18 protein-coding genes and 1 other annotated feature are annotated in these 22,928 nt (G+C 53.5%); of the genes, 17 read left to right on the top strand and 1 reads right to left on the bottom strand.

Annotated features, from left to right (window positions below):
* Positions 1-60: 60 nt before the first annotated feature.
* The 17 genes from ACKGJP_RS26000 to ACKGJP_RS25920 all read left to right on the top strand — a co-directional run bounded on the left by ACKGJP_RS26000 (position 61) and on the right by ACKGJP_RS25920 (position 21,684).
* Positions 61-981: an ABC transporter permease gene (locus ACKGJP_RS26000; RefSeq protein ID WP_409341690.1), complete on the top strand. Its 921-nt coding sequence runs from the start codon at positions 61-63 to the stop codon at positions 979-981.
* A 16-nt stretch (positions 982-997) separates the two neighbouring features.
* Positions 998-1,888: a carbohydrate ABC transporter permease gene (locus ACKGJP_RS25995; protein WP_409341689.1), complete on the top strand. Its 891-nt coding sequence runs from the start codon at positions 998-1,000 to the stop codon at positions 1,886-1,888.
* A 139-nt stretch (positions 1,889-2,027) separates the two neighbouring features.
* The gene (locus ACKGJP_RS25990; protein WP_409341688.1) at positions 2,028-3,905 is read left to right on the top strand and encodes a sensor histidine kinase; all 1,878 of its coding nucleotides are present in this window, start codon (positions 2,028-2,030) and stop codon (positions 3,903-3,905) included.
* Positions 3,880-5,478 carry a response regulator gene (locus ACKGJP_RS25985; protein WP_409341687.1) on the top strand — a complete coding sequence of 533 codons (1,599 nt, stop codon included), beginning with the start codon at positions 3,880-3,882 and terminating at the stop codon, positions 5,476-5,478. Before ACKGJP_RS25990 ends, ACKGJP_RS25985 begins: the two co-directional genes overlap by 26 nt.
* 124 nt (positions 5,479-5,602) lie before the next feature.
* Positions 5,603-5,887 (top strand) — a binding site (T-box leader).
* Between the two features lie 186 nt (positions 5,888-6,073).
* A complete protein-coding gene (locus ACKGJP_RS25980) occupies positions 6,074-8,770 on the top strand; it encodes a valine--tRNA ligase (protein ID WP_409341686.1) in 2,697 nt (898 codons plus the stop codon).
* A gap of 257 nt (positions 8,771-9,027) precedes the next feature.
* The gene (locus ACKGJP_RS25975; protein WP_409341685.1) at positions 9,028-10,380 is read left to right on the top strand and encodes a bifunctional folylpolyglutamate synthase/dihydrofolate synthase; all 1,353 of its coding nucleotides are present in this window, start codon (positions 9,028-9,030) and stop codon (positions 10,378-10,380) included.
* 7 nt (positions 10,381-10,387) lie between these two features.
* Positions 10,388-11,767, top strand: a complete 1,380-nt coding sequence (murC, locus tag ACKGJP_RS25970) for a UDP-N-acetylmuramate--L-alanine ligase (protein WP_409341684.1) — start codon at positions 10,388-10,390, stop codon at positions 11,765-11,767.
* Between the two features lie 673 nt (positions 11,768-12,440).
* Positions 12,441-14,006, top strand: a complete 1,566-nt coding sequence (locus ACKGJP_RS25965; RefSeq protein ID WP_409341683.1) for an SAM-dependent methyltransferase — start codon at positions 12,441-12,443, stop codon at positions 14,004-14,006.
* Positions 14,007-14,081: 75 nt separating this feature from the next.
* Complete coding sequence (locus tag ACKGJP_RS25960) at positions 14,082-15,587, top strand: SPOR domain-containing protein (protein WP_409341682.1); 1,506 nt, start codon at positions 14,082-14,084, stop codon at positions 15,585-15,587.
* A gap of 362 nt (positions 15,588-15,949) precedes the next feature.
* Positions 15,950-16,987 (top strand): MFS transporter, encoded by a 1,038-nt coding sequence (locus ACKGJP_RS25955; RefSeq protein ID WP_409347256.1) that lies wholly within the window; start codon positions 15,950-15,952, stop codon positions 16,985-16,987.
* 262 nt (positions 16,988-17,249) lie between these two features.
* Positions 17,250-17,573: an ArsR/SmtB family transcription factor gene (locus ACKGJP_RS25950; RefSeq protein WP_409341681.1), complete on the top strand. Its 324-nt coding sequence runs from the start codon at positions 17,250-17,252 to the stop codon at positions 17,571-17,573.
* 46 nt (positions 17,574-17,619) lie between these two features.
* Entirely contained in the window at positions 17,620-18,042 is a 423-nt protein-coding gene (gene arsC / locus ACKGJP_RS25945) for an arsenate reductase (thioredoxin) (protein ID WP_409341680.1), read from the top strand.
* 129 nt (positions 18,043-18,171) lie between these two features.
* Entirely contained in the window at positions 18,172-19,233 is a 1,062-nt protein-coding gene (arsB, locus tag ACKGJP_RS25940; protein ID WP_409341679.1) for an ACR3 family arsenite efflux transporter, read from the top strand.
* A gap of 34 nt (positions 19,234-19,267) precedes the next feature.
* Complete coding sequence (locus tag ACKGJP_RS25935) at positions 19,268-19,699, top strand: dual specificity protein phosphatase family protein (protein ID WP_409341678.1); 432 nt, start codon at positions 19,268-19,270, stop codon at positions 19,697-19,699.
* A gap of 16 nt (positions 19,700-19,715) precedes the next feature.
* Positions 19,716-20,177: an ArsI/CadI family heavy metal resistance metalloenzyme gene (locus ACKGJP_RS25930; RefSeq protein ID WP_409347255.1), complete on the top strand. Its 462-nt coding sequence runs from the start codon at positions 19,716-19,718 to the stop codon at positions 20,175-20,177.
* Positions 20,178-20,452: 275 nt separating this feature from the next.
* Positions 20,453-21,502, top strand: a complete 1,050-nt coding sequence (gene gap, locus ACKGJP_RS25925) for a type I glyceraldehyde-3-phosphate dehydrogenase (protein ID WP_409341677.1) — start codon at positions 20,453-20,455, stop codon at positions 21,500-21,502.
* Positions 21,478-21,684: a GapA-binding peptide SR1P gene (locus tag ACKGJP_RS25920; RefSeq protein ID WP_409341676.1), complete on the top strand. Its 207-nt coding sequence runs from the start codon at positions 21,478-21,480 to the stop codon at positions 21,682-21,684. Before gap ends, ACKGJP_RS25920 begins: the two co-directional genes overlap by 25 nt.
* 58 nt (positions 21,685-21,742) lie before the next feature.
* Here the strand turns inward: ACKGJP_RS25920 and ACKGJP_RS25915 are convergent, their stop codons facing one another.
* Positions 21,743-22,792 carry a phosphatidylinositol-specific phospholipase C/glycerophosphodiester phosphodiesterase family protein gene (locus tag ACKGJP_RS25915; protein ID WP_409341675.1) on the bottom strand — a complete coding sequence of 350 codons (1,050 nt, stop codon included), beginning with the start codon at positions 22,790-22,792 and terminating at the stop codon, positions 21,743-21,745.
* Positions 22,793-22,928 lie beyond the last annotated feature (136 nt).

Genomic DNA, 22,928 nt, shown 5'->3' with positions numbered 1-22,928 from the left:
TAGCCGGCTATGCATGAAGAAGCTGCGCGCACATTTTACCGAATTCGAAAGGAGCAAGCCATGAATGCGATCCGAATAAACCCGTTGTGGAGATCGGTCTTCCGGTTTCGCTGGTTTTACCTGATGCTGCTGCCCGGGATCGCGTATTACGTATTGTTTCATTACGTCCCGATGGGCGGCCTCGTCATCGCCTTTAAAAGCTACAATCTGATGAAAGGCATCTGGGGAAGTCCTTGGGTTGGGTTTGACAATTTCAAGCTGCTTTTTGAAACGCCCGATTTTCCGATCATCCTGCGCAATACGATCGTTATCAGCTTATACCGGATTATTTTCAACATGCTGCCGGACATCATTCTCGCGCTCGCGCTTAATGAAATACGGGTGCGCTGGTTCAAAAAAATCGTGCAAACGATTACGTACGGCCCTTACTTTTTATCTTGGATTATCGTCTTCGGTCTGACATTCGCCTTCTTGGCCCCCAACTCCGGCTTAATCAGTACGTGGTTCCGCGATCATGGGCTCGGCTCGATCGATGTGCTCACGAATAAAGACTTTTTCAGACCGCTGATCATATTGACCGATTTATGGAAAAATACCGGCTTCGGCGCCATCATTTATTTGGCTGCGCTTGCCTCGATCAATCAGGAGCTGTACGAAGCGGCTGTCGTTGACGGGGCAGGACGCTGGAGGCAAATGTGGCATGTGACGCTTCCGGGCATCCGCGACGTCGTCGTGCTGCTGCTTATCCTAAGGCTCGGGAGCATCCTCGATGCCGGCTTCGAGCAAATATACATTTTCGAGAACGCCCGCGTTTACGAGGTCGGCGATATTATCGACACCTGGGTATTCCGCCGAGGGATCGAGCAGCTTGATTTCAGCGTGGCGGCGGCTACCGGCTTCTTCAAGTCGATTATCGGCTTCGTGCTCGTCATCGGCGCGAACAAAATCGCCAAGAAGTTCGGCGGCTCGGGAATCTGGTAAGGAAAGGAGCGTAACCATGGCATTTGTCCTGCATAAAACAAAGTCGGACAAAGTCGTTGACGCAGCGCTTTACGTAGCTCTTGGAGCGTTCGCCTTGTCGACTTTGTTTCCGCTCTACTACGTCGTGGTCATGTCGATCACTCCGTTCTCCGAGGTGCTCAAAAACGGAGGATTCGTCATCATCCCCAGCAAGTTGACCTTTGAAGCGTATACGCAAATCTTTTCAAGTCCGCGCATCCCGCAGGCGCTCAAGGTGTCGGCGATCGTCACGATCGTCGGTACGGCGCTTAACCTGCTCATTACGGCGCTGCTCGCCTATCCGCTGTCCAAGAAAGCGATGCCGGGCCGGAACGCCATTTTGCTCGCCATCGTCTTTACGATGCTGTTCAGCGGAGGCATCATTCCGACCTATCTGGTCGTCAGCGGACTCGGCTTGACCAATACGTTAGGGGCTCTTATCATACCGGGATTGGTCTCTACCTTCAACATGCTGATTATGAAGACGTATTTCGAGAATTTGCCGCCCGAAATCGAGGATGCCGCTCATGTGGACGGCTGCAGCGACATGCAGACGCTCATACGAATCATATTGCCTTTATCGATGCCGATCATGGCTACGCTTGGACTGTTTTATGGAGTTACTCACTGGAATGCCTATTTCGGCGGTATTATGTACTTGACGGATAAATCGCTTTACCCGATTCAAGTCGTGCTGCGGAATATGATTCAGACGCCGAATGTCAGCCAGGAGCTGCAGATCGTCAATGCGGCCGAGCTTAACGCGCTGCCGCCCGAGACGGTCAAAATGGCGACGGTCGTCGTCGCGATATTGCCGGTGCTCGCCGTCTATCCGTTTCTGCAAAAATATTTCATTAAAGGGATGCTGATCGGCGCCGTAAAAGGCTAAACGTTATCCGCTCGCAACGACTGCAGCGCCCGCAAGCAGGAAAACGGCTTTCCGGGCAGAATACGCTCAAGTAAGGAGTGTTCCAAAAGTCGGCTTACCGGTACCGGGAAGGATGGATATCGCGGAGGAGAGGGACTTTTTGAACAACCTCTACTTGAAGCTAGGTATGCTGGGGGTTGAACCTATGGCGGGATGGCTGCGCAAAATGAAAGGATTGTTTTTCCAATCGACGCAATTCCGGTTAACCAGTTATTTTCTGCTTATTCTGGTGCCGCTCGTTGCCATAAGCTTATACGGGATGTATAAATCGCGGACGATATTGGAGAAGCAGGTCAACGAGCAAATGAACAGCGCGATGCAGACGGCGATGGCCTATATCGATCAGACTGTTAACGGGATCGGTGAGCTCTCGATTTTGTTCTCGACGGATCCGGGTTTGAATCAAAACTTGCTCTATGAAGGCAGCGAACTGACGAACTCCTCGCTCCTTGATTTTCAAAAGGTGCTTGCGCAAATTTCGAACGTCAACGGGATCAATTCGTTCGTCTCGCATGTCGATATTTTTCATGGCGCGTCAGGCTTACTGGTATCGTCCAAAATAGGCGCGAAGACGAATCCGCTGTACCGGGAGCAAACCTGGTACCGGCAGGCGCTTGAGAACAGGAAGGACCAGATTTTCTATTTGTCGAAGGAAGAAGCGGGCTTTACGCCGGACGATACGCTATTCAGCGGCAATGACGCTTACTTGGTCAGGGGCATGAACATGTTCGGCAACGCCAACAATAACGTGCTGATCATGGCTGTCAAAAAAAACGAGCTGCTCTCGCTCGTTAAAAACCTGCTGCAAATGGAAGGCGACAGGGCGCATCTGTACGATCAGGAAGGCAGGCTGGTCGTTACGTCAGCCGATCCTCAAACGATGACGGCGATGGCTTCGGGCGAACAGCCCGGCGTCGGCAGCGTGTCGGTGGATGGCGTCCCCTACATTTCGGCAACGGTCAAGGGGGCGAGAACGGGCTGGACGCTTGAGCTGGAGCGGCCGAAAGCCGCTATATATACGCAGACGGATAAGCTGCGCATGCTCATGTATTGGATTATCGTTGTCAGCGTCTTGCTTGCGCTTATCATTTCATGGGTCGTATATCGGGGTATTGCGGCGCCTTTGTCCGCGCTCGCCCACGGCATGAAGCAAATCCGGTTAGGCAATTTGAACGCGAAGCTCGCGGAAGGCCGCAACGACGAATTCGGATTTTTAACGCGCTCCTTTAACGAGATGGCGAGGGAGCAGAAGCATTTAATCAAAAATATTTACGAACAGCAGCTGATGCGCGTGCAAACGGAGCTGCATTTTTTACAATCGCAGATCAATCCGCATTTTTTGTACAATACGCTCGATGCGATTTACTGGACGGCCAAAAATTATGCGGCGCATGAAATAAGCGATATGGTGTTCAATTTGTCCAAATTTTTTCGGCTTAGCCTCAGCAAAGGAAGAGAGATGCTTACCGTCTCGGAGACGGTCGAGCATTTGCAATATTATTTACGCGTCCAGCAGCTGCGTTATATGGATATATTTGAGATCCGATTCGAAATTGAGGCGGAATGCCGGGATATGCCGGTATTGAAGCTTCTGCTTCAACCGCTGGTGGAGAATGCGATTCTGCACGGACTCGAGAAAAAGCAAGGCGACGGCCTGCTTACTGTGACATGCGGGATAAGCGACGGTTCGCTTGTTATGGGAGTGCGGGATAACGGTAAAGGGATGTCGCCTGAGCGATTGGAGCAGCTAAGGGAGCAGCTAAGGTCGCTTGACGCGGACACGCTGCTTGCCGTTTCGGAAGCGAAAAGCGCGGTGAAAACTTCCTACGGCTTGTGGAACGTGAAAGCGAGATTGAAGCTGCATTACGGAAGCCGGGCGGAGATGGAGATCGACAGCCGGGAGGATGAAGGGACCACGATTACGATACGGATTCCGATAGGAGGGCGCGACGATGAACTTGTTGATAGCGGAGGATGAAATCCGATTGCGTACGAACATCGCGACTCATATCCCTTGGGAAGAGCACGGCATTGAGGTGATCGCCGTTGCGGAGAACGGGAAAGAGGCGATCCGCTTGTTCGAGCAAACGCGGCCGGACATCGCCATGCTCGATATCCAGATGCCGGAGGCGGACGGATTGACTGTGGCACGTTATATCGCTGGCAGGCAGCCCCAGACGAAGCTGATCATTTTGAGCGGACATGACGATTTCCGTTACGCGCAGGAAGCGATCGAGCTCGGCGTCGTCAAATATTTGCTCAAGCCCGCCGGCGAAGAGGAGCTGCTGGAGGTCGTGCTCGAAGCGCGCGACCGGCTTCGCGAGGAAAGAGCGCAGTATTATAACCAAGCGGAGCTGCAGAGCCGCTGGGAGGAGCATTTGCCGCGGTTGCGCGAGCTTTTCTATCAAAGTCTGGTATCAAGCAAATACGACAGCTTGGAGATCAGTCGCAAAAGCCGCGAGCTGGGGATCGAGCTGGCTGAGGCAAAAGGGTTTGCCGTCGTTGCCGTCGATCCCGATCCGCTGCCGGATATGGGCACGTCGTTTACGGCCAAAGACACGGCGCTGCTGCAGTTTACGCTGAAGAAACTGGCCGAAGAGTATCATTCGCAGGATGACGGCTGCATCGTTTTTCCCGATTTGGAGGGGAGAACGGTGCTGCTGTATGAAAATCTGGAGGACATGGATCCGGATGTCTTCATGGCCGAAGTCCAACAGCATGCCTCGCGGCTCCTCGGCTGCGTCAAAGAAATATTGAAAGTAACCGCAAGCGCCGGCATCGGCATGCCGGTAACGGAAGCCGAGAACATCTCCCGTTCGTACGAGCAAGCTTGCCGCGCGCTTCGCGGGAGGGTGCTCTACGGACACGACATCGTGATTCCGTTCCGGGACGATCCGGGGCCGTCGAACAGCATTCCGCAAGATGCGATGCTCGAGAAGCGGTTCATGCACGCGCTCGAAGCGGGCAACGCCGAACTGGCTAACCAAGCGATCGATGAGCTGGTCGTGCGCGGAATCGGCACGGCAGGCTCGGTCGACGAAGCGTTCGAGCATGTTCTCTATTTCTCAAGCTTGCTTGTCCGTACTGTTCAAGGGCAGGGATGGCCCGTTAGCGAAGCTCTCGGCGAATACGCGGACAGCTTGCGCCAGCCGGAGAAGCTGGCCACGCGAGAGCATATCGTCCGCTGGCTGCATGGGGCCGTCAACCGGATCGCCGAGCATGTTAACCGCCGCAATGCGATGCATTGCCATGATGCGGTGAAAGGAATGCTGGCATTCGTCGATGCGAATCTGGATCAAGACATTTCGCTGCAGAGCGTTGCGGATAAGCTGTATATCAATTCCTCTTATTTATCCCGGCTCTTCAAGCAGCAAGTCGGTCAAGCGTTCTCGGACTACGTGCTGGAGCGCAAAATGAAGCTGTCGATGAAGGGACTGGCTGACGGCATGAAGGTGGTGGACGCGGCCAAGCTGTCCGGTTACCGCGACGTCAGCTATTTCATTAAAGTATTTCGCAAATATTGGGGGATTACGCCGGGAGAAGTAAAATGAGGGCTGCAGGCATGTATAAGCGGGCGGGGGTTTGGGCTATGCTGGTAATGCACATTTTATGTCATAACGTTGACTCTATGCCGGATTACGGGTATCATATGGAAAGATAACTGAATAAAATGCCAGAAAAACGTCGAATGGGAAGAGTAAGCATAAGCCCCTGTCAGAGAGCGAAGCCGGTAGCGCTGAGAGGTTTCGCAGGAAGGTTACGCCGAAGGTCGCCCGGGAGTTGCGGATGGAAAGTACGTTAGCGCTCGCCAATGGAGTTTCGAACAGGAGCTGTTTTGGAGTGCATAACCGTTACGTTCCCGATCCGCCGGTAGCAGCCGTTATGTGCTTGAGTGTCGCGTCCGGCAACGGTTCGCGAAATGAAGGTGGTACCACGGAAGTTCAACCTTTCGTCCTTTGCGGCGAAAGGTTTTTTGATTTTTCCGGCATCTTTGGGGAACGGGGCTCCCCGATGAGTACCCGGGATCGGTGCGAAGGAACACGTTATTTTTTGGGGGAAATCTTTTGGGGCTCCCCGAAAAGTACCCGGAATCAGCTGTAAAGCATTACGTCACTTTTTGGGGAATATTTGAGGGGGATTGCGACAATGACCGAAGCGCAGGAAACGAAAACATTGTCGATGCCGACGACGTACGATCCGAAGGCATCGGAGCAAAAATGGTATGAATATTGGCTGAAGGGCAACTATTTCGCTGCCGGCGGCCGCAAGGACGCGGAGACCTACACGATCGTCATTCCGCCGCCGAACGTAACCGGGATGCTGCATATCGGGCACGCGCTCGACTTTACGCTGCAGGATATTATGGTCCGCACGAAACGGATGCAGGGCTATGACGCGCTCTGGCTTCCGGGCTCCGACCACGCGGGGATCGCGACTCAAACGAAGGTGGAGCAGAAGCTCCGCGAGGAAGGCGTTACCCGCCACGATCTCGGACGCGAAAAGTTTCTCGAGAAGGTATGGGAGTGGAAGGAGCATTACGCGAGCACGATCCGCGATCAGTGGGGGAAAATGGGCTTCTCGCTCGACTATTCCCGCGAGCGGTTTACGCTGGACGAAGGACTTTCGAGCGCGGTTCGCGAAGTGTTCGTCAAGCTTTACCGGAAAGGGCTCATTTACCGCGGCAATTACATTATCAACTGGGATCCGGCCGCACGCACGGCGCTTTCCGATATCGAGGTCGAATACAAAGAGGTACAGGGCAATCTGTACCATCTGCAATATCCGCTGGCTGACGGCACCGGTCATATTACGGTGGCGACGACGCGTCCGGAGACGATGCTCGGCGATACGGCCGTAGCGGTTCATCCGGAGGACGACCGCTACAAGGACATGATCGGCAAAATGATCGTGCTGCCGATTATCGGCCGCGAAATTCCGATCATTGCGGACGAATACGTGGAGAAGGAGTTCGGCAGCGGCGCGGTCAAGATTACGCCGGCGCATGACCCGAACGACTTCGAGGTAGGCAAGCGCCACGATCTGCCGCAGGTGCTCGTGATGGACGAAAGCGGCACGATGAATGCGAACGCGGGCAAATATCAAGGCATGGACCGCTTCGTATGCCGGAAGCAGATCGTAGCCGATATGAAAGAGCTTGGCGTCCTTGTCAAAATCGAGGACCATGTGCATCAGGTCGGCCACAGCGAGCGGAGCGGAGCGGTTGTCGAACCGTATTTGTCGACGCAGTGGTTCGTCAAGATGAAGCCGCTCGCCGAGCGGGCCATCGAGGCGCAGAAGTCCGGCAATGGCGTCAATTTCGTCCCGGACCGTTTCGAGAAAATATATTTGCAATGGATCGAAAACGTGCGCGACTGGTGTATTTCCCGCCAGCTTTGGTGGGGACACCGCATACCGGCTTGGTATTGCGAGGACTGCGGCGAAACGCATGTTGCCCATGAGGAAGTTACGTCCTGTACGGCATGCGGCGGTTCGAAGCTGAAGCAGGACAACGACGTGCTCGATACGTGGTTCAGCTCGGCGCTCTGGCCGTTCTCGACGCTTGGCTGGCCGGAGCAAACGGAGGACCTGCAACGGTTTTATCCGACGAACCTGCTCGTTACGGGCTATGACATCATTTATTTCTGGGTAGCCAGAATGATTTTTACGGGACTCGAGTTTACGGATCAAGTTCCGTTCAAGGACGTGCTGATGCACGGGCTCGTTCGCGATGCCGAAGGACGCAAAATGTCCAAGTCGCTCGGCAACGGCGTCGATCCGCTTGAAGTAATCGATCAATACGGAGCCGATGCGATGCGGTATATGCTTTCGACGAGCAGCACGCCGGGGCAAGATCTCCGCTACCGGTTCGAGCGCGTCGAGCAGGCTCGCAACTTTGCGAACAAAATATGGAACGCCTCGCGGTTCGCCCTGATGAATCTGGAAGGCGTTACGGCTGCGGATGTGACGGCAACGCTGGAGAAAGCGGCGCAAACGGACGGTCAAGGCGGCTTGTCGACGGCCGATCGCTGGATTCTTCACAGGCTGAACGAGACGGTGAAAGACGTTACGCGCCTGATCGACAGCTACGAATTCGGGGAAACCGGACGTCTCTTGTACAACTTCATCTGGGACGATCTTTGCGACTGGTATATCGAGTTCAGCAAGCTTTCGTTCTATGGAACCGACGCGGAAGCCAAAAAGAACGCGCAAGCGGTCATCGCTTACGTGCTTGACCGGACGATGCGGCTGCTGCATCCGTTCATGCCGTTCATTACGGAGGAAATTTGGCAGCATTTGCCGCATGAGGGCGAAACGATCGTGCTGTCCTCCTGGCCGGTCTACGAGGAGCGGTTCGAAGCGGAGCAAGCGGTACGCGAAATGGAGCTGTTGATGGACGCGATCCGTGCAGTGCGCAACATTCGCGCCGAAGTGAACGTGCCGATGAGCAAGAAGGTCGAGCTGCTGATCAAGCCGGCTAACGCCGACACGCTGGCCATTCTGCAAAGCAACGAAGAGTACGTGAAGCGTTTCTGCGGAACCTCGCTGCTCGAGATCGACAGCGCGCTGCAGCCGCCGGACAAGGCGATGAGCGCCGTCGTTACCGGCGCCGAGCTGTATTTCCCGCTTGCCGGATTGATCGACATCGGTCAGGAAGTGGCGCGGCTCGAGAAAGAGCTTCAGACGCTGCACGGCGAAGTCGAGCGCATCGAGAAAATGCTCGCCAACGAGAACTTCGTATCGAAGGCGCCGGCCAAGAAGATCGAGGACGAGAAGGCGAAGCTTGCCGACTACTCCGACAAGCGCGACAAGGTGATCGCACGCATCGCGGAGCTCAAAGGTTAATAGACACTGCTATGCCGGAAGGAAGCCGCAGCGGCGATATATAGTCCGCGCGGCTTCCTGCCATAAGCAGAATGAGGATAGAAAACCGCAAATCGCCGCTCGCCAAGTCATTAGGGGGACGATTTGAACGACCCTAAAAATGCGTGTTCAAAAAGTCGGCTTATCGGTACCGGGAAGGTTGCTTGAGACTACGCTTCTCGATCAACTTCGTGATCATAAGTTGACTTTTTGAACTACCTCTAAAAAGGTGTGAAACTATGAACAGTTTTCAGAGCTACCAGGAAGCCGTGCAGTGGATAACCGAACGGGCGCCGAAGCTCGGCATCAGACCGGGCCTCGGCCGGATGCAGCTGCTGATGGAGAAGCTGGGCCATCCGGAAAGACGCCTGAAGTTTATTCATGTAGCCGGGACGAACGGCAAAGGCTCGACCTGCGCCTTCCTGACCAAAGCGCTTGTCAAAAGCGGATATGACGTAGGCACATTCACGTCGCCGTACATCGAGAAATTCACGAACCGGCTCCGGTATAACGAGCAGGATATCGAAGAAGAGCAGGTGCTTGCGCTGGCGAACCAGCTGAAGCCGCTCTGCGACGAAATGGCCGAGGGCGAGCAAGGGCAGCCGACGATGTTCGAGATTTGCACGGCGATGGCCATCCTGTATTTTGCGCGCGTCACGTATCCCGACTATGTCGTATGGGAGACCGGCCTTGGCGGAAGACTCGACGTAACGAATATCGTGTCGCCGGTCGTCTCGGTCATTACGAATATCGGCCATGACCATATGGATATCCTGGGCGATACGCTCGAGCAGGTGGCTATGGAGAAAGCCGGCATTATCAAGCCGGGTGTAGCCGTAGTAAGCGCCGTCGAGCAGCCGGAGGCGCTGCAGGTCATCGAGAATACGGCCAAGGACAAGAAAGCGACGCTCTATTTGATGGGGCGGGATTTCCGTTATGAAGCCGTGACATCGGAGCTGAACCGGCAGCAGTTTCATTTTCAAGGGCCGTTTCGCAGTCTAAGCGATGTTGGCATTACGATGAACGGCAGCCATCAAGTGAAGAACGCAGCCGTTGCGCTGATGACGCTCGAGGTACTGCGGCAGTATAATGCGCTGGTTATCGAGGACGAGGTGCTGCTGGATGCGCTGAAGGTGACCGAATGGCCGGGACGCCTGGAAATGGTGGCCGACAATCCGAGAATGCTGCTCGACGGCGCGCATAACCCGGAAGGGGCGGAAACGCTAGCGAAGGCGCTGCGCGAAACGTATCAATACGGGAAGCTGCGATTTATGATGGGGATGCTGTCGACAAAGCATCATTCCGGCTATCTCAGGCATATACTACCATTGGTGGATACTTTAATCATTACGGAGCCTGATTTTCTCAAAAAAATGAACGCATCCGAATTGGCGGAGCTCGCGAGGGAGCAGCTTTCCGAAACGGGGCGAAAGGTTGACGTCATCGTAGAGCCGGACTGGCGGAAGGCGCTGACCCTCCTGCAGAAAGAGACGGGACCGGACGATCTAGGCGTCGTTTCCGGAACGTTGTATTTAATTTCCGACGTACGGACATGGATGCTGTATCAAACAGATTCTGAAAAAGGCTGGTGAGCAGATCGTGAATACGACTGAACGCGTACATTTTATCGGCATCGGCGGGTATGGCATGAGTGCGATTGCCAAGGTGATGCTGGAAATGGGGTATCATGTGTCCGGCTCCGATCTGGCCCAGCAAGAGCTTACGGAGAAGCTCGCCGCCAAGGGAGCCCGCGTTTACATCGGGCACGAAGCGGCTCATGTGCAGGGAGCCGATCTTGTCGTATATTCGACGGCGCTCTCCAAGGACAATGTAGAAATGAAACGTGCCGGCGAGCTGAACATTCCGATTATCCACCGTTCGCAAATGCTGGCGCGACTGATGAACGAACGCAAGGGTGTTGCCGTAGCGGGCGCCCATGGCAAAACGACGACATCGTCGATGATATCGCTCGTTATGGAGCAATGCGGCCAAGATCCGACCTATATTATCGGCGGCGAAATTATGAATGTCGGCAGCAACGCGAAGGCGGGCAAAGGCGAGTACGTCGTTGCGGAGGCGGATGAAAGCGACGGCTCGTTCCTGCAGTATCGGCCGAGCGTCGGCATCGTGACGAATATCGAAGCCGATCATCTGGAGCATTACGACGGCGATTTCAACAAGCTGAAGCAAGCTTATGCCAAGTTTCTTAGCCAAGTCAAGGCCGACGGAATTGCAATCGTATGTAATGACGATGCGGAGATCCGGGAGCTGCTGCCGATTATCAAAAGCGATGTCGTCACCTTCGGCATCGATACCGATGCGGAATACAAAGCGACGGATATCGCGCTTGGCGACCGCAAAGTGTCGTTCCGCGTCACTCATCACGGACAGGTGCTCGGCGATGTGACGCTCTCGGTACCGGGACGGCATAATGTCTATAACGCGCTGGCGACGGTCATAACCTGTCTGAAAGCAGGCTTGCCTTTCGAGCAGGTTGCGGAAGCGATTACCGAGTTCCGCGGTGCCAAACGGCGCTTCCAGGTGCTCGGCGAAGTCGACGACATTCTGGTCATCGACGATTACGCCCATCATCCGACGGAAATCCAAGCGACGATCAGCGCGGCGAAAGCGACGGGCAAGCGGATCATTGCGGTTTTTCAGCCGCAGCGTTATACGCGTACTTATTTCCTGTTCGATCAGTTCAGCCGGGCGTTCCCGGAGGCCGACGAGGTCATCATCACGGACATTTACAGTCCGGCGGGTGAGCAGCAAATCGAAGGTATCACCTCGGCGAAGCTGGTGGAGCTGATTCGGCAGAACAGCAATCCGAACGTCAGCCACATTCCGACGAAGGAAGAAGTGCTAAGCTATTTGAATGGCCATGTGAAGCCTGGGGATCTCGTCATTACGATGGGCGCCGGTGACATTTGGAAAGCCGCAGACGGCTTGGCCAAAGCGCTGAAGGACAGGAAAGGCTAGACCTAAACGAACATAGCGAAGCGCTGGAGCGTACTGCGGTACCTCCGGCGTTTTTTTTGTATAATGAAAGTCTGAATCCTGTTCGGAGCTAAGTTTTCGGCAAACCATTAGCGCCTGTGGGAGCCGTCGGAAAGACTAAGGCCAGACGCACTTTCGGCGAGGACAGCGGTAACACTCTGAGTTGATTCTTAACGATTCCCAACTAAATAAGAGAGCCTTTGGCGTCGTCTAATCCGCGTTTTTTTTGAGTATTCGGGGATTTAGCAGTCCCTTGCGTCGTCTAATTGCCTCGGATAGGCGGTTCCAGCTGGTTTCCGGCAAGATAAGAGCCTTTGGCGTCGTCTAATCCGCGGTTTTTTTGAATATTCGGAGATTAGCAGTCCTTGACGTCGTCTAACCTTCATCGCCTCCACAATGGACCTAAAAAAGCGGCAAAGGTAAACGCAGGATGCGAATAGGCATGGTTGTGGGAATGGGCATAGGTATTGATGTGGGAACGGGAAAATGGTAAGGGTATTGGTAGGGGTGTTGGTATGAGAATGAGTATAGGAATGGGCATGGGCATGGGAACGGGAACAGGAACAGGAACAGGAACAGGAACGGAATCAGGTATGGATATAGGCATGAGCATGGAAGGCAAGGTTAGTTACATATTCGAACGGAGGCAGCAGCTATGGGAACCCGTCTGTCGCAATCGGCGATTTGGCGCATGCAGAGACGTTACTATGAGCAAAAAGGGGTCCGTGCCTGGCAGCGCGGAGAGCTTCCTTATTACGTGACGAGCAATCCGCTCATCGCGCATGCCTACGCTGCTGTGATAGCCGGATTTCTGCGTGACAGGAGCAGGATAAAGCCGGGGACGAGCCAGCCCGTTCATATCGTGGAGCTGGGCGCAGGCTCGGGTCAGCTCGCCTATCATATTCTTCGTCGACTGGACAGGCTGATGGAGCCTCTGGCGGTGCAATCGCCGGGTTATCGTTATGTGATGAGCGATATTTCGATGAACTATGTGGAGGAGTGGAGCGTCAATCCGAAGCTGCTGCCTTTTGCAGAAAAGGGACAGCTCGATTATTGCCTGTTCGATGCCGGCAGCAGCGAAGCACTATCGCTACAGGTCGGCGGCCGGACCATTCGAGGCGGCGATCTGGAGCATCCGGTCATCGTCATAGCCAATTTTGTGTTTGACAGCATTCCGCAGGATTTATTTTATTACGAGAACGGGACCGTCAGCGAATGCCGGGTTGCCGATCGGCCTTCGCCGGCTTCGGAGGATGCGACAACGAACCGTCTGCCGCTGCACATTTCGTATCATCCCGTTAAGGGCGACTGCTACGCGCATGCCGGTTACAACCGGGTGCTTAAGGAGTATCGCTCTCTCCTCAGCGGCGAAGGCACGCATATCCTGTTTCCTTCCGCAGCGCTCGGATGTCTGGAGCGGATTGCGGCGCTAACAACAGGGCAGGAGCTTGTCCTTCTTGCCGCAGACAAAGGGACCGCACGACTGGAGGAGCTCGAGCGGCAGCCCGTCCCGGAGCCGGTGCCCTATGCGGGAAGCGTCTCGCTGCCGATGAATTTTCATGCGCTGTACTCGCTCTACAAGCAGAAGGGGATCGAACCGCTCGGTTCGCCGTATGACCGAAGCGGCATGCATTTGGCTTGTCTTATGGCCGTTTCCCACCCTCAATCGTATACGGAAACCCGGCTGGCGCACGAGCTTTTCTATGAACATTTTAATCCGGACGATTTCTATCAAGTAAAAGCGAGTTTTTGGAACAACGTCCATGCGCTTGATTTGCGCCAACTGCTCGCATGGATACGATTGAGCGGGTACGACAGCAGCATGGCGGAGAAAGCGGCGGATCGGCTATACCTACTGCTTGCGCAGGCGAATGCCGCAGATCGAGGGGAAGCGGATGACGTATTGAAACGCGTGCGGGAGGCAAGTTATCCGGTTGCGGACGGTTCGCAGGATATCGCTTTTACTCTAGCATCTCTATATTTTGCGATGGGCAGGTATGAGGAAGCGACGCAATTATTCCAAGAATCGCTGCGAACGGATCCGGATTCGGCCGCCACCTGCTATAATCTTGGGCTATGCGGCTATGAGCGGACCGAGTACGCCGAAGCCCTTGAGTATTTCGAACGAACGCTGATGCTTTATCCCGCATACGAAGGTGCGGAGCGTTACGCCGCGGAATGCCGGCAGTTGCTGGACGGGAAAGAAAGCGTAAACGGGTAGTATGCGGAAGACATATCTTTGTCCTATCTCTCATATGTTTCTAGTAGAGTACTTTAGGACAAGGGAGAGAGTCGGATGCAAAAATCGAAAATTACATACCGGATCAATAACCGGGATCAGCGGCCGAACAAGCCGGAACAGACGGAAGAGCCGAAGGTGATTCAACTGCGCGAAGAGGAATTCCGCGTAGAGAAGGCGGCTCGGGAAATAAACCCTTATACGAACGACTACGGCGCGTGGGACAGTCCGTACGATGCGGAAACCCGCCGGATCGAGCAGCTGATCCGCGAATCGAATGAAAGGAAGCAGCGGCCGTCGAACGAGCCGGGAACGGGACGCGCAAGCAGAGCGGAAAACCGCGACGAGCGCTTCGAACGCGATCCTCAGCCTTTCGGGAGGGGCGAACAGCCGGATAAGAAGGATATCGTCCGAGGCGCCAAAAGCGAAATGACCGAATGGCCGGAGCCTGAGGAGCCGACGTTTCATGCGGGGACGGGCATGGAGGAAGACGACGAGCAAGGCGGCAGCAGGCGGTATTCGCAAGGCGGCCGCGGAGAAAACCGTTATCGGGACACGCGCTATGATCCGGTGAGCGGGTATTATGGAGCGGAATGCGACCATGACCGGAAAAATGCCGGGTTTGCCGGCGTTTCCGTAACGGGCTCGCGGTATATTCGACATACCCGGACACCGTGGATGAAAATTACCGCTTCGGTGACCGGCGCGGTCGTGACGGGGGTGGCACTCGGATTTTTCGTGCTGTCGATGTTCTCGGACGACAAGGCGGCGGAAACCGATAAGCTGCCCGAGCTGAACGGCAAGCAGGAAACCGCCGTAAGCGCTCCGAATCAAACGGGCACGAGCGGAGCCGGCGATGCGGGCAAAAAGCAGACTGCGGCAAGCGGGACGCAGACAGGCGCGACTGGAGGAAGCGTGGCGGCTTCGTCCGTCGCAGTCAATATTCCGGCGCGTTCGTATACGGTGCTCCAAGGAGGCAGCTTCGCGACCGCGCAAGGGGCGGAGACCGCGCAGGCGGATTTGCGCAAAAAAGGACTTGCCGCGGTAACGGAAACAACGGATAAATCGTATGTTTATATTGGTCTTGCCGCCAATAAGGAAAGCGCACAAGCGCTTAGCAAGCAGCTGCAGGCCGAGAAAACCGACATCTATGTGAAAGCCTATACGCTGCCCGAATTGAAAAGCGTCCGCTGGAGCGGCAGCAAGGATGCGCTGCAAAATTATTTGACCCAATCCGACAAACTCGTTCAGATGGCTAGCAAGCTAACGCTTATGCATCTGGAAGAAACCAGTCTGACCCCTCTCGACGACGCTACCGTTCAGTCGGTCAAAACCGCGCATGAAGCGTGGACGCAGGCGGCGGCCGGAGTTGCCGACGGAGCCCAGGAAGAAGCCAAGGCGCAAATCAATAAAATGAACAATGCCATGAATTCGGTGAAGAAATCGATTGACGAATATAAAAAGACGCCTTCATCCACGATGCTGTGGCAGGCGCAAACGTATATGATGCAATTTGTTCTGGCCGAGAAAGAGCTGCTCCAAACGATTAATGCACAATCGTAATGCGAGTAAGGCTGCCCGTGCTTTTCACCGGGCAGCCTTTTTATGCAAATTCATCGTTTACCGTTCACAGCAGCTTGCGGGGGCAGCATGCCTCGGATTTCCCGGGAATCGTAACGCTGCAAACTAGTATAACCGGCGATTTCGTCACAAGTCCCTTCATTGACCTTATCCAAAACCTTATGATTTGCTAACAAGCAATAAGTTTCGAAAGGGTGACCCCAAGCCAATGATCCACTAATCCTATTCCACTAAGAAAAAATCGTATGCTTACGAATTTTCTGGATAGGATTAGTGCGGGCTTTTAGATAATAACAATAAGGACGTTGCTTCTTTGTCGGGAGCAGCGTACCTTTTTTGTTCGTATGCCTGCCTCCTATCCAGTAACGGATAAGGAGGTTTTTTTGTGTTCTCCAAAAACCGGACAACTGTCTGATCGATACGGGAGGAAAGCATTCATTCTTACAGGTGTCATTGTCTTTGCCGCAGCCAAATTTTTATTTGCAATTGGAGATGCTCTATGGATGCTGTATGCCTCAAGACTGCTGGAAGGAGTGGCGGCAGCCTTGATTGTTCCGCCAATGATGGCTTATGTGGCTGATATTACGACAATTGAAGAGCGGGCCAAAGGAAATAGCCTACTAGGCGCAGCGATGTCATTCGGGTTTGTAATCGGACCTGGACTTGGCGGGTTTCTGGCGGGGTACGGAACGAAAGTGCCGCTCTATGCAGCGACCGGTGCGGCTATTGCCGCAGTTATTTTTTCAATCGTTTGTTTGCCTGAAAGTTTATCGAAAGATCAAATGAAAGCAGCGCGGGCTAAGGTTGTCCGGAAGGAATCGTTTCTCATGCTATATGCCAAATCGCTGAAATCCAAGTATGCGATGCTCTTTGTACTTGTCCTGGTGATGACCTTCGGAATCGCTAATTTTGAGTCCGTCCTAGGTCTATACGTTACGAAACGCTTTCATTTCACCCCCCAAAATATTGCCATGATCCTTACCGCAGGCGCTGTAATCGGTGTGGGTATGCAGGCGTTAGTCGTAGCTAAAGCGATCAAGAAGTTCGGTGAGAACAAGGTGATAAAAGGCGCTCTCCTTTTTACCTCCATCGCTTATGTCGTCCTTCTGTTTGCCAAAGATTTTTGGAGCCTCTTCCTTGTAACTTCCGGAATTTTCTTCGCTACGGCACTGCTTCGTCCAGCCCTTCAAACACAATTATCGAAGATGGCAGGGACCGAACAAGGTTACGTAGCCGGAATGAATAACGCCTATATAAGCGTTGGAAATATCGTGGGTCCGGCGCTGGCGGGATTGTTGTTCGATGTTAATATGTTCGCACCTTTCCTCACGGGCTGCTGTATTCTGTTTATTGCTTTTTGGATGACAAGAAAAAGGAGATAACGTCAACATCCATCCGGCAGCTCCGATCCGTTTATGTCGTCGGAGCTGCCGGCTCCGTCTTTTGATTAGAGAACCGCTTTACAAAACCTTAACCTAAAAGCGCTTTTAAATATAATCAATTAATTATATAATCATTAACAGATGACAGGCCGGAGAAATGGGGCCGAATAAAATGCGATTATTTGTATTGGGCTGGCAAGGTATAGTTATGGAATGGCTTCGGGGGTTAAATGTCCCCATAAGCGACTGAGGAGGCGAAGGTATGGTATCCATCGATAGGCTGGCGGAGGTATGCAAGCTGGCGGGCGACAAGACCAGACTGACGATTTTGGCGTATCTCAAAGAACAGGAATGCTGCGTGTGCGACTTGGCGGAGCTGCTGCAAACGAGCCAGCCGAACGTCAGTCAGCATATGAGGAAATTGAAGGATGGCGGACTCGTAAAAGAAACCCGCAAAGGGCAATGGATTTATTATTCCTTAGAAATCGGGGATATGCCCTACCTGCAAGAACTGCTGGAGCATCTTCCTTCACAAAAGGAGAAGCTGGACGAAATCAAAGCAGGGTGCGCCAATCGTTGCGAGTAAAGGGGACAATGTAGTATCACTATTATAACAAAGGGGAACACATACGATGAGCAAGAAGCTGGTTTACTTCCTTTGCACGGGAAATTCCTGCCGCAGCCAAATCGCCGACGGCTTTCTAAGCGCTCTTGGAGCTGAACGGTACGAAGTGAAAAGCGCCGGATTGGAAGCGCATGGCTTAAATCCGCGAGCCGTTCAAGTGATGAAAGAGGCCGGTATCGACATTAGCGGCCATTCATCCAATGTTATCGATCCGGAGCTTTTGAACCGCGCCGATTACGTGATCACGCTTTGTGGCCATGCGGATGAGCATTGTCCGGTCATTTCGAACAAGAACGTGGTCAAATGGCATTGGGGATTTGATGATCCCGCGAAAGCGACGGGAGCGGAAGAGGAAATCATGGCTAAGTTCCGTACCGTTCGCGACGACATAAAGAACCGCATCGAGCAGTTCGTCAAAGAGGGCAAGTAAAGAGTCGATCGGCTTGCAAAAGGATTGCAACCTGCAAAGCCCGCTCGTTCTGCGCGAAGTGTTTTGCCGGTTCACGGGCGTCTGCCGGGAAGGAAAATAACCCCATTTTTATGAAGGGACTGAGTCCGTTTGAGCCAACAAACCGATAAACGACTATCTTTTCTTGACCGTTATTTAACGTTATGGATCTTCTTAGCCATGGCTGCGGGGATCGTTCTAAGCTTCGCGATGCCGTCCTTCGTCGATCTTCTGAACGAGTTTCAATCGGGGACGACTTCGATTCCGATCGCAATCGGGTTGATTGTGATGATGTATCCGCCGCTTGCCAAAGTCCGCTATGAGGAGCTGGGGCGCGTCTTCCGTGACGGCAAAATCCTCGGGCTTTCCCTCGTTCAGAACTGGGTGATCGGACCGATCCTCATGTTCGTTCTGGCTATTCTGTTTTTGAACGGATACCCGGAATATATGGTCGGCTTGATCATGATCGGCTTGGCCAGATGCATCGCGATGGTCATCGTATGGAACGATCTATGCAAAGGCGATACGGAGTACGCTGCCGGTTTAGTCGCGTTTAACTCGATTTTTCAAGTATTGTTTTACTCCGTTTATGCATACGTCTTCGTAACGGTGCTGCCGGGATGGTTTGGGCTCGAAGGAATGGTAGTGGACATTACGATCCTTGAAGTAGGCAAAAGCGTGTTTATTTATTTAGGGATCCCGTTTCTCGCCGGAATGATCACGCGATTCACTTTGGTTAGGGCGAAAGGCCGCGTCTGGTACGAGCAAGCGTTTATTCCTAAAATCAGTCCGCTTACGCTGATGGCCTTATTGTTTACCATCGTCGTCATGTTCGCGTTAAAAGGCGAAACGATCGTCACTTTGCCGCTGGATGCGGTTCGCATTGCAATTCCGCTGCTCATCTACTTCGTAATCATGTTTCTGATATCGTTCTTCATGGGTAAAAAAGCCGGCGCCGGTTACCCGGTGACCTCTACGCTCGCGTTTACGGCGGCAAGCAACAATTTTGAATTGGCCATTGCGGTAGCCATTGGCGTTTTTGGTATTCATTCAGGTGCGGCTTTCGCGGCCGTAATCGGCCCGCTGGTTGAGGTGCCTGTGATGATTGCGCTTGTTAACGTCGCGCTCCGGTTCCAGCGAAAGTACTTTAAAGGGAGTGCAACTGGGCAATAGTTCGGATAAATATACTCAGAGGAGAGGGATCAGTGTGGAAAAAGCGTATCAAGCGTTGTATGACGATAAGATTTTTATGTGCGGAGCAGCCGATGTCGAACAAGTAGTGAAGAACGAGCAGTGCGAAGTCATTGTGGACTTGCGGGGCGAAGCGGAGCAATGCGCATACCCGGAAGCCAATGTAGAATGGATAAAAATAGCTCTTGGCGACGATGCGGGGGAGAACCAGGAGGCGCTCTTTAAACAAGCTGCGGATGAAGTCGTGAAGGCTTACCGCGATGGCAAGAAGGTGGCTTTTCATTGCAACGGAGGCAGAGGCCGTACCGGTGCGGTTGCCGTTGCTGTGCTGATCGAGCTTGGCGTAAGCAAGACGATTGAGGAGGCGGAGGAACTAGCCAAAAGCATACGCCCCGTTCTTAACGTCAAGCCGGCGCAAAAAGAGGCTTTGAAGAAAATGTATCCGTAAAGGAGCGATTACGATGATCAAAAGAATGCACGTTGCCGTCAATTGCACGGATCTCGAAAAGTCACTGGCTTTCTATCGCGCCTTCTTCGGAGCCGAGCCGACAAAAGTTAAGGAGAATTATGCCAAGTTTGAACTTGATAGCCCTGCCTTGCACTTTTCCTTAAATGTTCGTCCGTTCGAGAAAAATGGCGTATTAAACCATCTCGGCTTTCAGGTAGACGGTACCGAAGATGTGCTTGCGATGGGGGAACGTCTAAGGCAAACCGGATTACTTCTGATCGACGAGATGAACACGACCTGCTGCTACGCCGTACAGGACAAAGTTTGGGTTTACGATCCGGACGGCAACGCCTGGGAGATCTTCTGCACGAAAGAAGACTCCGAGTTCGAATCCGCCGGCGATGCCCGCGATCTTTCGCTTTGCTGCGCGCCGCCGGCCCAGCCGGTGAAGGTCGAATTCGGATCTTTTCGAAAATGATTGCGGTACGCTTGACGTAATAATGGTTAGCGAACAGTGACGAGTCGTTGTCACTGTTTTTTGCTGTCCCGGGGTATGAATACAAGGAGAGCAGACATACAAGCCTAGCGGCGTGAATCGGAAAAGTGTGTATGATTGATGACGATTTTGCTCCTTTCCTCTTATATAATACATACTAATAGAGAAAATGTGCCTTTATATATTGCGTCATAAATAAAATAATTGTATGATATACATAGATCAAGACGTCTTACTTAACGAACTGGGGGTCGACGATGAAACGGAGATTGGCAATCAGCGGTATGGGGAGAATCGGCAGGCTGCTAGTGCGGCGTGCGTTTAGTAAAGGTTTGGCCGCTGCCGAAATTGCGGCGATAAATACGACGAGCCCGGTGGAAACCGTTGCACATCTGCTTAAATACGATACCGTTCACGGCAAATGGGATGCGGATATCGACATAGAGGATAAAAGGCTCCTGATCAACGGCCAGGCGATCGACATCGTGATGGAGCGGGATCCGCTTCAGCTGCCTTGGGAGCGGCTCGGCATCGATATCGCGATCGACGCGACCGGGAAGTTCAACGATCGTCAAGGCGCCGCCAAGCATGTGACGGCCGGAGCGGGCCGGGTCATCCTGACAGCACCCGGAAGCGGCGTCGATCTAACCGTCGTGATGGGCGTGAATGAAGCTTCCTACGACCCCCAGCGGCATCGGCTGCTGTCGACGGCTTCCTGTACGACGAACTGCCTGGCGCCGATCCTCCACATTCTCGATGAAGCGTTTCAGCTCGAGCAAGGCTGGATGACGACGGTGCACGCCTTTACGAACGACCAGAATCATATGGATAATCCGCATAAAGATTTGCGCAGAGCCCGCGCTTGCACGCAATCGATCATTCCGACCTCGACGGGCGTAGGCAAGGCGCTTGCAGGCGTGCTGCCGCATCTGGCTTCCCGCGTGCAGGGCATTTCCCTTCGCGTGCCGACGCAAGACGTATCTTTGGTCGACTTGACTGCGCTGGTGAAGCGGCCGGTTACGAAAGAGGAAGTGAAGGATGCCATCCGGCAAGCGGTCAGCGGAAAGCTCGCTCCAATCGTGGAATATAACGAGCTGCCGCTCGTGTCCAGCGACTATACGGGCAATGACAAATCGGCGGTAATCGACGGTTTGTCGCTCATGGTCGCAGACAATCAAATCAAGCTGCTTGCCTGGTACGACAACGAGTGGGCTTATGCAAGCCGGGTCATCGATTTTGCCGAATATGTCGCGAAAGCGGAAAAAGGGAGCGTGGAGTTATCATGGAGCGAAGCGTTAGCGAGGTAATACAAACTTCAGTAACGAAGCATCAGCTTGGCGTCATCCTTTGTCAATGCTGCGGGGAAATCATCGATACCGTTCCGACGAACGGCGTCAAAACGTTGTACGGCATATGCGACGACAATCACTGCAGGGCTCTGGCAGCCCATAAAATCGATGCGGCGCCAGCCGCGGTCATGAACGATTAAAACCAAAGGGGCTCGTTCCGCAAGCGCAGATGCGCTTGGGAGCAGCCCCTTTTTCATTTTACCGGCTATACCGGCTTCGTTTACCGAGTGCAAACCGCAGCGTTACCATAGCGATCAAAAAACCGGACGCACCGCTAACCGCAATCGTTTCAAGCGTTCCCCACCGGCTTTTGGCCGCTTCGGCCGCATGCGACGTCTCAGCCCGCGGCATGATTGTCGCAGCCGTTTGCTGTACGCCGGCTATCGCAGGCGCCGCGCCGTCCGCGAAAAACCGCTCCTGCTCGTTCCCCAGAAAGTCCGTATAGACGCCATAAACGCCCAAAGCGGTCATCGCGCGAATTTCTTCCTCGCTGTTCACGGAGTGAACGTACGTCTTGACGGCGAGATCGTTCAGACCTTGCATCAGCTCCGGCATCATTTGCGCCCTTTCGACCGGCATAGCGACCGTTTGAATGCCGTTCTCGCGGACGAAGCGCAATATTTCCTCATCCGGATCGGAAGACTGGTACAGAGAGTACAGCTTATTGGGAAACGGATAGATGTCCATGACCGTCTTCACCATATCTTCCGTGTAAAGCTCCGGAATTATGCGGTTCAAGATCGCCGGATCGACGGCTTCGGCGCCTTCCTTGATCAGCCGGAACTGCTCGGTCACAAGCACGGGATCGGTTTCTTTCGTATCGGTCACCAAATAAATATCCGGATACTGCTGCATCATTTTGACGATATCCTTGAACGAAAGCGCCTTGTATTTCTCCAGAATCGGCGTTCCCTTAAAGTCTCTGAGCGTAAGCGATACGCCCTTCTTCTCCTCGGGAAGCTCCGGCTGAAGCAGGTCGGCCGTATAAGCGAGCCAATCGTGCCGGGCCGCCAGCTTGCCGTCCTCCGTCAAGATCAGATCCACCTCGAAAACGCGGTGCCCTTTCTCATAATTCACCAAGAAAGCCTCGTACGAATTCGTATAGTCATGGCCGTTGATGCCGCCCATCGCGTGCGCGATCATCCGGTAACCGGTCCATTCAGGCGAAGAGTCGGCATGAACGGGGAAGGCCCAAGCGAGTCCGATACAGGCAAGCAGCGCAAGTATGGAATAGCGTCGAAAATCCATTTATCATTCCTCCTAGCATGCGATATCGACAATACATATTGTAGCGAACCGAACTTAAGCTAAGATTAGAAAAATGTGAACAATCCACAATTGGGTGAAAAAGGAAGAAACCATCGGCTCAGGCCGATGGTTCCGG

Origin of the sequence: Paenibacillus litoralis (genome assembly GCF_046244365.1) — a bacterium.
Classification (GTDB): Bacteria; Bacillota; Bacilli; order Paenibacillales; family NBRC-103111; genus Paenibacillus_V.
This window is presented reverse-complemented; position numbering and strand designations above follow the sequence as displayed.

Bases quoted from the DNA above. Each gene is read 5' to 3' on its own strand.
- ACKGJP_RS25995 (WP_409341689.1), top strand. From the start codon at position 998: ATGGCATTTGTCCTGCATAAAACAAAGTCGGACAAAGTCGTTGACGCA.
- ACKGJP_RS25960 (WP_409341682.1), top strand. From the start codon at position 14,082: ATGCAAAAATCGAAAATTACATACCGGATCAATAACCGGGATCAGCGG.
- ACKGJP_RS25950 (WP_409341681.1), top strand. From the start codon at position 17,250: ATGGTATCCATCGATAGGCTGGCGGAGGTATGCAAGCTGGCGGGCGAC.
- gap (WP_409341677.1), top strand. From the start codon at position 20,453: ATGAAACGGAGATTGGCAATCAGCGGTATGGGGAGAATCGGCAGGCTG.
- ACKGJP_RS25920 (WP_409341676.1), top strand. From the start codon at position 21,478: ATGGAGCGAAGCGTTAGCGAGGTAATACAAACTTCAGTAACGAAGCAT.
- ACKGJP_RS25985 (WP_409341687.1), top strand. From the start codon at position 3,880: ATGAACTTGTTGATAGCGGAGGATGAAATCCGATTGCGTACGAACATC.
- arsC (WP_409341680.1), top strand. From the start codon at position 17,620: ATGAGCAAGAAGCTGGTTTACTTCCTTTGCACGGGAAATTCCTGCCGC.
- ACKGJP_RS25980 (WP_409341686.1), top strand. From the start codon at position 6,074: ATGACCGAAGCGCAGGAAACGAAAACATTGTCGATGCCGACGACGTAC.
- ACKGJP_RS25975 (WP_409341685.1), top strand. From the start codon at position 9,028: ATGAACAGTTTTCAGAGCTACCAGGAAGCCGTGCAGTGGATAACCGAA.
- ACKGJP_RS25915 (WP_409341675.1), bottom strand. From the start codon at position 22,792: ATGGATTTTCGACGCTATTCCATACTTGCGCTGCTTGCCTGTATCGGA.
- ACKGJP_RS26000 (WP_409341690.1), top strand. From the start codon at position 61: ATGAATGCGATCCGAATAAACCCGTTGTGGAGATCGGTCTTCCGGTTT.
- ACKGJP_RS25955 (WP_409347256.1), top strand. From the start codon at position 15,950: ATGCCTGCCTCCTATCCAGTAACGGATAAGGAGGTTTTTTTGTGTTCT.
- ACKGJP_RS25965 (WP_409341683.1), top strand. From the start codon at position 12,441: ATGGGAACCCGTCTGTCGCAATCGGCGATTTGGCGCATGCAGAGACGT.